We start from the raw sequence: 14,620 nt of genomic DNA, 5'->3' as shown, positions 1-14,620 counted from the left end.
TTGTCTGCATTGCCCTTGGTCTTGGGATGTTTTTAAATGCTTACATCAAAGGCAAAAAGGTTCTCCGAAAAATTCGAGAGCAAGCCTATATTAGAAATTTGCCAACTGAATAGCTGCCGATGTAATTTTTTTTCTGGACCCGGTATATGGAAGGGGGAAATATTGTGCAGCCATTATCCCAGCAAGCTCTTGGGCTAATTTTTCGGGTTGAGGTGAAGTGTCTACGAATAAAATTCGATGACTCTTCATGCTTAACTCTTTTGCGGCGGTAATTGCATCATTGTGAGCCCCCGCTCTTCCGCCTACGCCATTCAAATTAACATTTGCCTTACCATCGGTCATGATTACGATGATTGGCGTCAATCCTTTACGCTCTGATGAACTTGCCATTTCATTAGCGGAACGAAGTCCCAATGCAAGAGGGGTGCCACCACCCCCGGGTAAGGTAGCTAAATTTCTTTTTGCTCTAACTAGCGACCTAGTTGGTGGTAAAACAATTTCTACCTTAGATCCTCGCATAGACAGCATCGCTACTTCATCGCGTCGAATGTAGCATTGACTCAATAATTCTTCTAAAGCGCCTTTAGCCTCCGATAATCGTTGAGTTGCTGATGAGCCAGACGCGTCCACCAAAAATATAGTTATCGTGCCTCGGCGTTTCAAATATTGTTTGGTATGTAAATCTTCTGCTCTAAATTGAATTTTGCTTCCATTATCTGATTTTAAGAAAGCGTTGTTCTGTTGAGCGCGTATTCTTTGCCATGGGATAGCAGATCGAATACTTTTTAAGATATCAAGGCGCCTGCCATTACCAGGAAGCCCTTTTCTCGCACCATGAGGTCTCCCGCTGGCAAAGCTTTTCTCAATTGATCCCGATTTACCAGCAATACTCGCTTTAGTCTTAGTCGACCTTAGAGTCTGATTCATCCGCATCATAAATTTTGGGGGTAAAGAAGCCTGAACAGCTTCAACCACTAACTCTTCCAATTCATCAGTAGAAGATGGAGGATCTATATTTTCTAAATCAGACGTTTCTTCCTCTTTTGAAAGTTCATTGTCTGAGTTATGTTGACTTTCCTGATTACCTTCAACATCTTCGCTGTCATCTGTTTTATTATCTGCCCCCTCTTCGGGCGGTGATTGCATACTTTTAAGATGGGTGTAGACAAGTCGTGCAGCATCAATTACCTCTTCTTGGCCCACCCTAATTAATCCCCTCAGTGCAGCTAGCGACTTGGCAGCCTCTAATGCAAATTGATTGGCTCTTAATGATGAAATTCCAAGGCTGAGACCGGCCTTTATGAGCACCTCCATCAAGTCTTGGGGGCAAGTTACAGATGGTAGCAATGCTATAGCATCCTTAATATCGGACGGGGTAACTTCTATATATTTCTTAGTATCGTTAATTGAAAAACGATCGAGATAAATCCCAAACGCAAGCCTATCTAACAATCGTAGGTTAACGCCCTCCTCTTGGAACTCAGACTCATCAAAGACAATTATTCCAAAGTGATCATTGTTGGCCGCATGAGGGTGATTGAAAAGATTTTTTTCATCCAAAGCCTGAGAAATATGAGTTAGCGCCTGTAAATTCATTCTCTCAGCCATGGGCAAAAGAAGATATTGTCCGCCCAGTCTTTCTAGAAGGCCCTGACTAACCTTAAATTCTCCAGACAAAAGAGCGCTTTCAATATCTAATGATCCAAATAATTGCTCAGAGGATAAATTTGCCGGAGCTTTAATAACTTTACTGTCTGCGGGCAATAGATTTATAAAATAATTAAGCCAGGAATCTCTGATGGGGCCAAACTGGCTCTTTATTGATACTCCTTTTAAGCCACGCGGGTTAATAGCCAAAAGAATGGCGATTAAGTTTGCATCAAACCAAGCTTGTTGTACTGGATTCACTTTTCAGTACTAGCAAAGAATTCTTGCATTGCACGCTCAATACGAATTTTTGAATTGCTATCGTCAAGTGGATTACGACGCAATCTATGCCCAAGCGCTATTGGCGCAATTTTCTTTAAATGGTTCAGATTCGCTTTTTTCTTACCCTCAAAAGCAGCTAATGCTCTGACACCTCTAAGCAAGGTAAGCTCACCTCTTAGGCCGTCAGTGCCAAGATGAGCGCAAAGCTTAGTGGCAGACTCAAGCAATTGATCATCTACCTCCACTTTATCCAGAAGCTTCTTCGACTTCATGATCTGCTTCTTAAAGTCTTCTTCTGACCCTTCCCACTTAGCAATAAATTTTTCTGGATTCCGCTCGAACTCATCTCGTCTTTTTATAATCTCAATCCGTTCTTTAAAATCAGTAGGTGTTTTTACCTCTATAGATAGTCCAAAACGGTCAAGCATTTGCGGTCGCAACTCCCCCTCCTCCGGATTACCGCTTCCAATAAGAACGAACCTAGCCGGATGTCGAATACTCAATCCCTCACGTTCAATAATATTTTCACCAGAAGCAGCTACATCAATTAGCAAATCAACTAAGTGATCTTCAAGTAAATTGACCTCATCGATATAAAGATATCCTCGATTAGCCTTTGCAAGCAGGCCAGGCTCGAAGGATTTGATGCCTTGGGTCAAGGCTTTCTCAATATCCAAAGCACCTACAACTCTATCTTCTGTAGACCCAAGCGGCAAATCTACTACTGGAACAGAAATATTTTCGGACCTTAGCTTATGTCCCGCACTCTTTTTGAACTCACATTCAGAGCAAAGGCTTTTAGCATCTGGATCGCAATGATAGTTACAGCCAACCACTGATTTCATCGTAGGAAGCAAGGAGGCTAAGGATCTAATGGTGGTGGACTTACCTGTTCCACGATCTCCAAAAATAAGAACACCGCCTAACGAAGAGTCAATCGTGCAAAGGGCGATTGCCAGCTTCATTTCTGATTGCGCAACAATGGCGGTAAAGGGGAAGGTGATAGTCATTGACGTCCTACATAAATCATTCAAATTAAAATATAGGTTAAATTTAGCTCAGTTTAACCAGATGTTATTAACGCTTTGAGCAGATTGCCATGTCGCAAACCCTGAGTTTTAACCCTATCTCTTCATCTTTGACAGCCCCAAAGCGCCTCGTTATCGCCTCCCGAGAAAGTCGCCTCGCTATGTGGCAGGCTGAGCACGTCCGGGATTGCCTTAAAAAGCTCTATCCAGGCTGTGATGTCCAGATTTTGGGGATGACTACCCGTGGGGACCAGATTTTGGACAGAGCGCTCTCTAAAGTGGGTGGCAAAGGCCTTTTTGTCAAAGAGCTCGAAACCGCTCTCGAGGATGGCCGTGCAGACCTAGCAGTGCATTCCCTAAAAGATGTTCCCATGGTGATGCCCGAGGGATTTGATCTTTCTTGTGTCATGGCTAGAGAAGATGCGCGCGATGCATTCGTCTCGAATGATTATGCAAGTCTTGAGGATCTCCCTCACGGCGCGATCGTAGGTACCTCAAGTCTTAGACGTGAGTCTGTGCTACGTGCCAAATTTCCGCATCTCAGGATTGAGCCATTACGTGGTAATTTAGATACCCGTATGAGCAAGTTAGATAAGGGTGAGTACCAAGCCATTATTTTGGCCGCTGCTGGATTAAAGCGCTTGGGGCTCGAATCACGTATACGGGCGTTCTTGCCATACGACCCATACACCCCTGCTGCAGGTCAAGGCGCCTTAGGTATCGAGACCTTAAGTAAGCATCCCAATATTAAACAATGGCTTGCCCCATTAAATGACTTACCCACTTTGTTTGCAGTATCTGCTGAGCGTATGGTCTCTCGCCAGTTGGGTGGATCATGCGAAGTGCCGTTAGCAGCTCATGCTGTATGGGATCAGAATCAAATGAACATTCGCTCCTTTGTAGCGAGTGTTGATGGAAAAGCAATTTGCTTAGCAAATGGCACTGCACAAGTAAGGTCGGTTGAGGATGCAGAAGCCTTGGGGCTTGCAGTAGCAAAGAATTTGTTAGCGCAGGGTGCAGCAGATTTAATTCCTAATGTGAGCAAGTAAAGCGCTTGTCTAATTAGAGATCAGCATGGCTACCATCGCAATAAGGCGGTGTTTTGGTGTGCTTACATCCACACAAGTAGACGGTTTTGCTTTGCATCTCTGAAAACTCAATAGGCTGAGCTGTATCACTCGCATGAGAGCCATTGCACAGAGGTTGTGCATCGCTCAAACCGCAGGCGCACCAGTAATATTTTTTTTCTGCATCTACCAATAGCGGATAAGGCAAATTATCAGACTTCTTTTTTCTCATAAAAATGCCTCTGAATTACTGAATCTATGTAAGATAACTTCTGCAAGGCCATTACATAACAGCTATATTTAATAGTCAAGCACCCCCTTTAAAATAAGATAAATCCTCAATAACAATGCAATAAAGCAATAAAAAATGGCTTATGACTGAAAAAGAAATTCAAAACTCAAAAAAACTTAACTCAATAAAGTCATTTTTACCTTTTTTAAGGCCTTATAAAAAACAGCTAATAATTGCTGCAACAAGTCTTATTCTTGCTGCGTCAGCAACTTTAGTAGTACCACTTTGTTTTAGGAAGATCATTGATCTAGGATTTAGCGATATAAGCCATGAGCAAATTAACCTAACCTTCATTAATCTTTTTGCAGCTGCGTTTGTGCTTGCATTTGCTAGTGCACTGCGTTACTACATCGTCTCCTGGCTAGGGGAAAGAGTCACTTGTGATATTCGGAAAGCAGTCTACTCACATATCATCTTACAAAGTCCAGAGTTCTTCGAAACACAACAAAGTGGCGAACTTCTCTCTCGGATTAATAACGACACTTCAATAGTTCAAATCCTAATAGGTACAAGCATTTCCATGGCGGTGAGAAATTTATTTCTGCTGCTTGGCGGGATGACAATGATGTTTATTACCAGCATTAAATTGTCCTTACTCATTCTTGCTACCCTATTATTAACCGTAGTACCCATCATGGTGATGGGTAAAAAAGTTCGGAAGCTATCCAGAAATTCACAGGATAAAATTGCGCTGGCCTCTGCAATAGCAGGTGAAAAAATAAATGCCATTCTTACTGTTCAGTCGTTTGCAAATGAACAAAAAGAAATCCGAGCATTTAACACATCTGTTGAAGCTTCATTTTTGGCCTCAAAAATTAGGAGTGCAGCTCGTGGCAAGCTTACTTTTGTTGCCATACTCTTGGGCTTTACCAGCATCATCACCGTGTTGTGGCTTGGCGCTTATGCAGTCAGCAACCAGGAGATGTCTGGTGGTGAACTAACCCAGTTTTTCTTGTATGCAGTAATTGTTGCAGGCTCTATAGCAGCTCTTTCAGAGGTTCTTGGCGACTCACAAAGAGCGATTGGTGCTGGCGATAGACTTTTAGAGCTATTAAGCATCGAGTCACAAGTACAAAATCCTAAAGAACCCTTTATTCCTCCTTCATCAGCTAATAAAGCTATCAGCATTAACATCCAAGGATTAAGCTTTCACTACCAATCCATTCCAACAAATGTACTTACAGACATTTCTCTAAATATTCAGGCTGGAGAAAAAATTGCGATTGTAGGTCCATCGGGTTCAGGTAAAACAACCTTATTTAAATTAATACAGAGATTTTATGATCCTCAGTCAGGTAGCATTTCTTTTGATGGTGTTGATATAAAAAACTATAAATTAGATGATTTACGCAAACTCATTGGAGTGGTACCTCAAGATATCAGCATCTTTTCTGAAAATGCATTAGAAAATATTCGCTATGGCGATGAAAATGCAAGCGATCAGGATGTAATTAAGGCGTCTAAGATTGCCTTTGTCGATGAATTTGTATCCAAGTTGCCGGATGGATACAGCACATTCTTAGGTGACCGAGGTGTCAGGCTATCTGGCGGTCAAAAACAACGAATTGCCATAGCAAGAGCCTTGCTAAAAAATCCACCATTACTTTTATTAGATGAGGCTACTAGCTCCCTAGATGCAGAGTCGGAAAGACTGGTACAACAAGCACTCGAAGAGGCAATGAAAGGCAGAACAACCATAGTCATTGCACATAGACTGGCGACTGTCAAAAAAGCTGACAGAATTGTTGTCATGGAGAATGGTCGAATTGTGGAAATTGGTACCCACTCTTCACTTGTAAATAATGAAGGTCTTTACTCACATCTAGCTAAGCTGCAATTTACTGATGCCTAAAAATCAAGATCAACACACTCAAATCGATATCGCAACCCTAAAAGAATATTTTCTAGGACTGCAAGATCGCATCACGAGCGCAATGAGTGCTCTAGATGGCAAGGCCTTTGTTGCCGATGAATGGCATAAGCCTGAAGATAGCAAACTCAAAGGCTATGGTCGCACCTGCATTTTGGATGGTGGCAATATTCTTGAAAAAGGTGGCGTAGGCTTTTCTCATGTACGTGGTGATCAAATGCCACCCTCTGCCTCACACCATCGCCCTGAAGTGGCTGGTCGTAGCTTTGAAGCGATGGGTGTTTCCTTAGTATTCCACCCCAACAATCCCAAGGCACCCACTACCCATATGAATGTGCGCTGCTTTATAGCGCAAGCGCCAGACAAAGAGCCCGTATGGTGGTTTGGGGGAGGCTTTGACTTAACTCCCTATTATGGCGTGGATGAAGACTGCAAACACTTCCATCAAACCGCTAAAGATGCCCTAGATCCATTTGGAAAAGAGCTTTACCCACGCTTTAAAAAATGGTGTGACGAATACTTTTACTTAAAACATCGTGAAGAACCGCGTGGTATTGGCGGTGTTTTCTTTGATGATTTTAATGAGCTAGGCTTTGAAAAAAGCTTTGCAATGACACGCGCCGTTGGTGATGCCTTTATTAATGCCTATCTACCAATAGTAGAGCGACGCTGCAAAGATGCTTTTACCCCGCAAGAGAAGTCTTTCCAAGAATACCGTCGTGGCCGTTATGTGGAATACAACCTCATCTTTGATCGCGGCACAATCTTCGGTCTGCACTCTGGTGGCCGAACTGAATCCATCCTGATGTCGATGCCTCCTGTAGTTCAGTGGTGGTACAACTGGCAGCCCAAACCAGGCACACCAGAGGCCAGACTATATGACTACTATCTAAAACCACGTGACTGGCTAGCTTGAGAGTGACAAAAAAATCGCCCGCATGGGGAGACAAATTGGAAATGTAGGGACTTCAAAGTTCATTCTAAGATTTATTGGCATAAAGTCAATAACCTCGCATTAGAGGTATGTGTACCTCTTTGATGGCGCCAGCAAAGGCTTGACCTATGCCTTTTTATTGTATGCAGAGCACCAACCCTTAATAGACACTTGCTTACCAGGATACAAGGGGCAACCACCAGTTGCTGCAGTACCTCCTTGATACAGAGCGCAGTTTCCACAAGCTTGTGGAGCGGCATACTTTGGAAATTTAGTCTTATCCACTTTGGATGCATCTGGATGGTAGCCAAGCGCAACCACCTGAGGATCGGTAGGAGAGAGCATTGCCTGGGCTTGAGCATGTTTATTTAAAGCTAACGCTGTCACGCCAGCAATAGACATTGTCATAAAGGTGCGTCTGGAAGTTTTCATCTTGACTCCTATCGCATTTAACATGAACATATCACTACGCATTTGATCATATATTAAGTAAATATTAATGCCAACATCGCCAGCTTAGCATTTAGGCTCAATTAGAAATTTAAACCACGGCAATAAAAAGAATAGATAGCATTAAATTAATCAGCATCTAGTAAGGCTCAAAATGGCACTACAAACACTACATACAATCACAGTTGATGATTTGGTGTTTACTAATCCTGCGCTACATGCTGAGTATGTCATTTTAGTAACGAAGTTAATAGATAAGCTTAGAGAATTGAGTAAGCAAAATAGCTCCATTGCTACGTCCTCAGGTTTGACAGAAAAATATGACACAAATTCGAATGAGGCTTATCTGGATTTAATTCTTTCCAATGAGAGGGACAGTTTTAGCGCGCGAATTTATATTCATCAACTAAAATATTTTCTTGTTGAAGTAAATGGTATAGGTAAATTAGCGAATACGGCCGAGGATGTTCTAAATATTGCTGACGAGGGGCTTTCTAAGATATTCTAGATAAAAAAATAATCATTTCATCCATGTAAGCTTCAAGTGGTTTCTGTACGAAATCAGAAGTTTGATAGAAGTCGCCTAATCTGGGGGATCTAATGCTCTTTTGTTTTTTAAATTCTCAGAATAGAATTAATCAAATAGCATAGAAAATTACCAAAATAAATATGTCACCCAAGCCAACAAATAAAAGTTCTAAGCTTGAAATCTCCTTGGAGAAAATCTCTGACCCTATTGGGAATTTATTTGTCTCTTTATTTCATCGTATTGCATTGTTTGGAATTGGTGCTGCAACAGTATGGTCAGGGGTTCATACTTTTTTAGGGATGATCAACAAAGGTACCGCTTCTATTGAAGATCTTTTATTGCTATTTATTTTTTTAGAAATTGGTGCAATGGTCGGAATTTACTTTAAGACCAATCACATGCCAGTCAGATTCTTAATTTATGTTGCTATAACTGCAGTGACAAGACTGATTATTGATTTAGCAAATACAAAGCATGAGGCTGATGTGCAAATCTTAATTCTAGGAGTCACAATCCTAATTTTGGCCCTTGCAAATGCCCTAGTTCGCTATGCCTCCAGCAGATTTCCAGCAAACTCCAGCGATTAATATTATTCCCTAGCTCAGGAGGATTGTGCTCGGCAATTATTTGCTGTCACAAACCTTAGTCACTAAAGGGCTTAATTTTCAGCCTATTTCTAAAAATTTAGAGCTGAAAAAAATAACGCTAAAAGTGATATTGTTGAAAAAATAGCAATAAAAATAGCACCAAATATAAAATATATTTTTGCTAACTTATCTCTGGTTTCAATTGCCCTGTTGTTCACTGGTTACCCTTTATTTAGTAAAATTTTGACCCAGATGATTATATTTAAACACATCTTTTAAATTCATCAATGCTTAAACTTGCGCTTAGTGATAGCCAGGTCAATTAAAGTCTTATACTCTGTAAGTAGTCAGTGTCGGCGCGTATTCAAATTCATAGATTTACAGGAAGTACTGGCTCACTCTTTGGTTTTCATAACCACAGGATTTTTGGAGCAACCATCTAACAATTGGTTGCCCCAAAGTTCTTTTATATATGTAGCTAACCGTTACTTTAAGCAACGCTCAAAAGACAAAACCCCCACCATTTCTGATGAGGGTTTGCTTTTCTGGTGGGCCCACCAGGACTTGAACCTGAGACCAAAGGATTCCGGTTTGTGTAGCTTTCACTACTCCCTGGACTATGCCTTCAAACTATCTTTTTAGTGTTTGATGGACAAACTTTTCCAGACTCTCAAATAACTCATCCGAAGCCCTTTCAGCGGCTTTAGAGTCGCCATTAGAGATTGCCAAAGCGAGGTTTGCGTGCAGTTTTCCAGATTCCGCATCATCCTGGCTTTGATGATAAACAAACCAAAATCTCCGCGATAAAGAATCTAAAGAATCTAATGCCCTAGATGCAAATTCATTTCTCACGCAAGTGGAAAAATGATCATGAAAAGCTTTATCAGCCTGCAAAAGTGCATGACCGTCTCTTGTTTTGACTGCACCCAAAAGCTGATCAGCAATTGCTTGCATTTGCTTACGCTCTTCATCACTTGAACGTCTTGCAGCAGATCCGGCAGCAAATCGAGATACTACACACCTAAATTCCAAAAGCTTTAACTGATCAGCAATATTGATTTCGGTGACAACAATTCCCCGACGCGGAAGGATGTTAACTAATCCCTCCCTAGCTAATCGTTGGAGAGCCTCTCCAATCGGCGTTCTGCTGACTTGAAGCATCTCGCCCAACTCTGACTCAGAAAGCATCTGTCCCGGCTTAAATTGAAGAGTGACGATCATTTCCTCAAGCTCAGCGTACACCTTATCAGCCAAGCTGATGATGTCAGTCTTTTGCAAGACTAGTCGCTTCTTTTTTCCGGTATTTTTTAATTTCACAGCAGGATTTAGGTATTGAAAATAGTGAGGATATTAATCCCCACCATTTTCGCCTGAAACTAGGTTTTTATAATTTTATATCCACATTTTTAGTTTCCGGTAAAAATATCAAGCCAAAAATTACAGTCACTGCCGCAATAATTACCGGGTACCAGAGTCCATAGTAAATATCGCCCTCTAAGGCCACTAGAGCAAAGGCTGTTGTAGGCATTAGGCCCCCAAACCAACCAGTGCCAATATGATAGGGCAGCGAGAGGGAAGAATAGCGAATTTTGGTTGGAAAGAGCTCAACCAAGGCTGCCGCTGTTGGTCCATAAGCCATCGTTACATAGATTACAAGCAAAAATACCAGCAAGAAAACCATTGGTTTATTGATCTCATCTACATTTGCTTTTTGAGGATAACCAGCCTCTGAAATGGTAGCGCTCAGCTCTTTTGCAAAATTATTCATTTTTAGTGCAGCCTCTTCTTTTGAGAGTCCCACTGAGTCAAATGAATTAACAATCTTATCGCCAACTTTAACGCTCGCAATTGTTCCGGGCACCGCATTCTCAACATGATAGTTAACTGATGCAGCTACTAACTTTGCCTTAGCAATATCACAAGAAGAGGTAAATTTCTTAGTTCCAGTGGGGTTAAATTGAAATTGACAATCCCCAGGATCTGCTACCACAACTACAGGGGAATTTTTTAATGCCATCTCTAGAGCAGGATTCGCATAATGTGTCAGACCTTTAAATATTGGGAAATAGGTCAGCACAGCCAATGCCATTCCAGTCAGAATAATTTTTTTTCTTCCAATACGATCTGATAGCGTGCCAAATATCAAAAAGAATGGGGTGGCGAGTAAAAGCGCCCCAGCCACAATTAAATTCGCAGTAACGCTATCAACCTTAAGTGTTTGCGTCAAGAAAAGTAGTACATAAAATTGACCCGTATACCAAACACACCCTAATCCGGCGGTGATACCAAACAATGCTATCAATACAATTTTCAAATTTTTCCAACGCAGGAATGACTCTGTTAATGGGGCTTTTGACTCAGCCCCCTCCTCTTTCATTTTGGCAAACACAGGCGACTCGCTCATAGACATGCGAATCCATACAGAGATTCCTAGCAAAATGATGGATACCAAGAACGGGATGCGCCAACCCCAATCTCCAAAGGCCGCCTCACCCAAGAATAGTCTTGTTGATAGGATTACTAACAGTGATAGAAATAGCCCCAAGGTTGCGGTAGTCTGTATCCAAGCAGTAAATTGCCCCCGTTGATTATTCGGCGCATGCTCCGCTACATAAACTACAGCACCGCCATACTCTCCGCCAAGCGCAAGACCTTGCAACAACCTAAGCGAAATCAGAATAATCGGCGCTGCAATACCTATACTTTCATATGCAGGCAGCAAACCAACACCAAAGGTCGATAAGCCCATAATGAGGATGGTCATTAAAAAGGTATATTTGCGACCGATCATGTCCCCAAGTCGACCAAATACGAGGGCGCCAAATGGGCGAACGATAAAGCCTGCCGCAAAGGCTAATAAAGCAAAAATAAGTCCCGTTGTTGGATCGGCCTTGGCAAAAAATTGCTTCGCTATTACAGCTGCCAAAGATCCATATAAAAAGAAGTCATACCATTCAAATACAGTACCTAAAGATGAAGCAATGAGTATTTTTCGCTCCGCCTCAGTAATGACCCTTTTGCTGTTTACAGAATTATTTGTGCTTTGAGTTGACATTTACAGCCCCCTTTAAAAGTTTATTTGCTTAGCCAAGAAGATTTGGAATTTCGGCTATCGAAGTTAATGCAACATCAGGAAGAAGGCCCACCTCGTCAGGGATTGCACCATTCCGATTAATCCAAATCACCTGAAACCCGAATGCTTTGGCACCAGCTACATCAAAGTAATTTGATGTAACAAATCCAATTTCATGTCTTTGGAGATCGAACTTATCAGTTGCCAACTGATAAGTTCTTGGATGTGGCTTATAAACTTTGACCTCATCCACACTTAATAAGGCGTCAAATTGATCCGTAATTCCTGCGTTGCCAACTAAATTTGTTAGTAATGATGGGGTTCCAACAGATAGGATTGCCCTCTTAAGTCCACTCAATTTAGGAAGAGTCTGCCTAGCATCCTCAAAGGGAGATAACCTTTCGTAGGCATCCATTAAGGCACCTCTCTCACTTGTTCCTCCAGGAAGCCCTAAATATTTCAATGAATACTTAAGGCCTGCTTCTGTATTTTGGTTATGGGGTATATATCTACCCATAATGGTTCTCAAAAACATATATTCAATTTGCTTTGATCTCCAAAGTTGACTTAACTCCTTGCCTTTCCCTGGGTACATCTTTTCAGCCAAAGCAACAACTGAGTGAACATCAAACACCGTTCCATAAGCGTCAAACGCAAGAGCTTTAATTCCGTGCAATTTTTTCATACATTCCTTACTGAAGTTCAATTGGGATTTCATTAGGATACTAGTAAAAAATGGGAAAAACATAGCCAATCAAGCTAGTGAAAACCCTTGTTTGCAAAAATTTTTACTTCGAATTGCTCAGCGTTACTCAAAGTAACGCTCAAAAGACAAAACCCCCACCATTTCTGATGAGGGTTTGCTTTTCTGGTGGGCCCACCAGGACTTGAACCTGAGACCAAAGGATTCCGGTTTGTGTAGCTTTCACTACTCCCTGGACTATGCCATCATCATATTGATTGCTCAACTTAGATGGGTGCCGTCTAGTCTCTACACGTTCAAAGTATTTCTACTAAGCTTCGCTCGGCGTTAGCTTGTGCAGCTTTTGGCTACCTTTAGCTTTCTCCGAATTTGACACCATCCCTTATGCAGTTTCCCGACATAAGGCACAACTTTCGCTATGAGTCCTCTGCTCTAACCAACTGAGCTATGGGCCCTAAAACTTTACTTTTACTACACACCTTACTGCTGGTGTTTACTACTTCAAAACCACACTAAAACCACATTTACTACACACCTCGGTTTTTTCTCTGGTGTGTAAGCGGTGTGTAGTGAATTTAAACCACCTAATTCACCACTAACCTCTTGAATCTATTGAGGTCTTTGTTACAAGACCCCTAGGGCTTCTTTCTTATGAGAGCAGACACCCAAGATAGACCTATATAAACAGGGGCTCTGCGGGTGTTCAGTGTCGGTGTGTAAGCAAATGTGTAAGCAAATTCATGGATTTAAAAGGAGCGGTCTCTCACTCTTTGGTTTCGAAAACCACAAGAATTTTGGAGCAACCATCTAGTACTTCGTTGCTCCAAAGTACTTTTGGGTGAGTGAGCGTTACTTAAAGTAACGCTTTTATAGCGAGAGGCAGCTAACGACCTTGAATTCAACCGGTCAACGCAACACACTACAAACTGCGTAAGCAAAAGGAGTGTTGCACATGAAACAACGATCCCGAATCTATTACACGGCCACCCAGAAGGCTTTAATGTGGGAACGCTGGCAAAAAGGCGATAACCTTCATCAGATAGCGCAGTTATTTGATCGGGGCCACTCTTCTATCCAGCGTATTTTGGCCGAAAGTGGTGGCATCAAACCACCAGAGAGATCTCGATCAGCTCTATCGCTAACTTTAGCTGAGCGAGAAGAGATCTCCCGCGGCCTAGCAACTGGACAATCCCTTCGCTCTATCGCACAGCTTTTAGGTAGATCACCCTCTACGATCAGTCGGGAGGTAAAGCGCAATGGTGGTACCAAAGACTACCGATCAGCTGGAGCCGATGGTTCTGCTTGGGATCGAGCACTTCGCCCCAAGACTTGTAAACTGGTCTTAAACAAGCCCTTGGCAAGTATCGTGACAGACAAGCTGCAGCTCTTGCAGTGGTCGCCACAACAGATTGCCGGATGGTTAAAGCAAACGTATCCAGATGAGAAAAGCTATCAGGTGTCACACGAGACGATTTATCGCAGCCTCTTTATCCAAGCCCGTGGAGCCTTAAAGAAAGAGCTCGTGGCGCACTTACGACGCACTCGGATCATGCGCCGCTCACGTCATCACACGCTTAAAGATCAAGCTCTGGGTAGTATCAAGGGTGCTATATCTATTAGAGAGCGGCCAGCTGAAGCAGAAGATCGTGCAGTGCCAGGTCATTGGGAAGGCGATCTTTTATATGGGGATGCTAATAGTCAGATCGCCACTCTCGTTGAGCGCCAGACTCGCTATGTGATGCTAGTGAAAGTTGCCCGTAAAGATAGTCAAACAGTCGTCAATGCCCTCATTAAGCATGCGAGAAAATTACCAGACGAGCTATATAAATCCTTAACGTGGGATCGAGGTAAAGAGATGTCTGAGCACAAACGCTTTACCTTAGCCACGGATGTTCAGGTGTACTTTTGTGATCCCCAGCATCCTTGGCAACGAGGCTTGAATGAAAATACCAATGGGTTATTAAGACAATACTTCCCTAAAGGAATGAGTCTGGCTAATTACTCACAGGCTAAGCTCAATGCCATAGCCAGGAAACTGAATGAGCGCCCTAGAAAGACACTAAACTATCAAACACCGGCAGAACGTTTTGCCCAATCTGTTGCGTTGACCGGTTGAATCCAAGACCCAAAGAAGACATTCAAAGAAAAACTGCTAGGA

Annotated in this window: 13 protein-coding genes; 6 read left to right on the top strand and 7 right to left on the bottom strand. The window is 42.3% G+C overall.

Annotated elements, in window-relative coordinates; translation table 11 throughout:
• Positions 1-90: 90 nt before the first annotated feature.
• Positions 91-1,908 (bottom strand): VWA domain-containing protein, encoded by a 1,818-nt coding sequence (locus A8O14_RS08295; protein ID WP_068949080.1) that lies wholly within the window; start codon positions 1,906-1,908, stop codon positions 91-93.
• Complete coding sequence (gene bchI / locus A8O14_RS08290) at positions 1,905-2,939, bottom strand: magnesium chelatase ATPase subunit I (RefSeq protein ID WP_068949079.1); 1,035 nt, start codon at positions 2,937-2,939, stop codon at positions 1,905-1,907. The genes A8O14_RS08295 and bchI overlap by 4 nt, the downstream gene beginning before the upstream one ends.
• A gap of 89 nt (positions 2,940-3,028) precedes the next feature.
• Between bchI and hemC the strand changes: the two genes are divergently transcribed.
• Entirely contained in the window at positions 3,029-4,006 is a 978-nt protein-coding gene (gene hemC, locus A8O14_RS08285; protein WP_068949078.1) for a hydroxymethylbilane synthase, read from the top strand.
• Between the two features lie 13 nt (positions 4,007-4,019).
• On the opposite strand, the gene A8O14_RS08280 is transcribed toward hemC, so the two are convergent.
• Positions 4,020-4,256 carry a CDGSH iron-sulfur domain-containing protein gene (locus A8O14_RS08280; RefSeq protein WP_068949077.1) on the bottom strand — a complete coding sequence of 79 codons (237 nt, stop codon included), beginning with the start codon at positions 4,254-4,256 and terminating at the stop codon, positions 4,020-4,022.
• 142 nt (positions 4,257-4,398) lie between these two features.
• Here A8O14_RS08280 and A8O14_RS08275 point away from each other — a divergent pair, with 142 nt between their 5' ends.
• Both A8O14_RS08275 and hemF read left to right on the top strand, forming a co-directional pair.
• Positions 4,399-6,168: an ABC transporter transmembrane domain-containing protein gene (locus A8O14_RS08275; RefSeq protein WP_068949076.1), complete on the top strand. Its 1,770-nt coding sequence runs from the start codon at positions 4,399-4,401 to the stop codon at positions 6,166-6,168.
• Complete coding sequence (gene hemF / locus A8O14_RS08270; RefSeq protein WP_068949075.1) at positions 6,161-7,102, top strand: oxygen-dependent coproporphyrinogen oxidase; 942 nt, start codon at positions 6,161-6,163, stop codon at positions 7,100-7,102. The genes A8O14_RS08275 and hemF overlap by 8 nt, the downstream gene beginning before the upstream one ends.
• A 144-nt stretch (positions 7,103-7,246) precedes the next feature.
• Here hemF and A8O14_RS08265 read toward each other — a convergent pair whose 3' ends face one another.
• Complete coding sequence (locus tag A8O14_RS08265) at positions 7,247-7,552, bottom strand: high-potential iron-sulfur protein (protein ID WP_068949074.1); 306 nt, start codon at positions 7,550-7,552, stop codon at positions 7,247-7,249.
• A gap of 172 nt (positions 7,553-7,724) precedes the next feature.
• Between A8O14_RS08265 and A8O14_RS08260 the strand changes: the two genes are divergently transcribed.
• Together A8O14_RS08260 and A8O14_RS08255 are read left to right on the top strand one after the other, a co-directional pair.
• A complete protein-coding gene (locus A8O14_RS08260) occupies positions 7,725-8,078 on the top strand; it encodes a hypothetical protein (RefSeq protein ID WP_068949073.1) in 354 nt (117 codons plus the stop codon).
• Positions 8,079-8,239: 161 nt separating this feature from the next.
• Positions 8,240-8,686: a phosphate-starvation-inducible protein PsiE gene (locus A8O14_RS08255; protein WP_068949072.1), complete on the top strand. Its 447-nt coding sequence runs from the start codon at positions 8,240-8,242 to the stop codon at positions 8,684-8,686.
• A gap of 630 nt (positions 8,687-9,316) precedes the next feature.
• On the opposite strand, the gene A8O14_RS08250 is transcribed toward A8O14_RS08255, so the two are convergent.
• From A8O14_RS08250 to A8O14_RS08240, 3 genes are all read right to left on the bottom strand, one after another.
• Positions 9,317-10,003 carry a GntR family transcriptional regulator gene (locus A8O14_RS08250; protein ID WP_068949071.1) on the bottom strand — a complete coding sequence of 229 codons (687 nt, stop codon included), beginning with the start codon at positions 10,001-10,003 and terminating at the stop codon, positions 9,317-9,319.
• A 67-nt stretch (positions 10,004-10,070) separates the two neighbouring features.
• Positions 10,071-11,741 carry an MFS transporter gene (locus A8O14_RS08245; protein ID WP_015421842.1) on the bottom strand — a complete coding sequence of 557 codons (1,671 nt, stop codon included), beginning with the start codon at positions 11,739-11,741 and terminating at the stop codon, positions 10,071-10,073.
• Between the two features lie 28 nt (positions 11,742-11,769).
• Positions 11,770-12,444: a haloacid dehalogenase type II gene (locus A8O14_RS08240; protein WP_015421843.1), complete on the bottom strand. Its 675-nt coding sequence runs from the start codon at positions 12,442-12,444 to the stop codon at positions 11,770-11,772.
• 970 nt (positions 12,445-13,414) lie between these two features.
• Between A8O14_RS08240 and A8O14_RS08235 the strand changes: the two genes are divergently transcribed.
• Positions 13,415-14,578 (top strand): IS30 family transposase, encoded by a 1,164-nt coding sequence (locus tag A8O14_RS08235; protein WP_068949070.1) that lies wholly within the window; start codon positions 13,415-13,417, stop codon positions 14,576-14,578.
• Positions 14,579-14,620 lie beyond the last annotated feature (42 nt).

This window comes from Polynucleobacter wuianus (assembly GCF_001659725.1).
Classification (GTDB): domain Bacteria; phylum Pseudomonadota; class Gammaproteobacteria; order Burkholderiales; family Burkholderiaceae; genus Polynucleobacter; species Polynucleobacter wuianus.
This window is presented reverse-complemented; position numbering and strand designations above follow the sequence as displayed.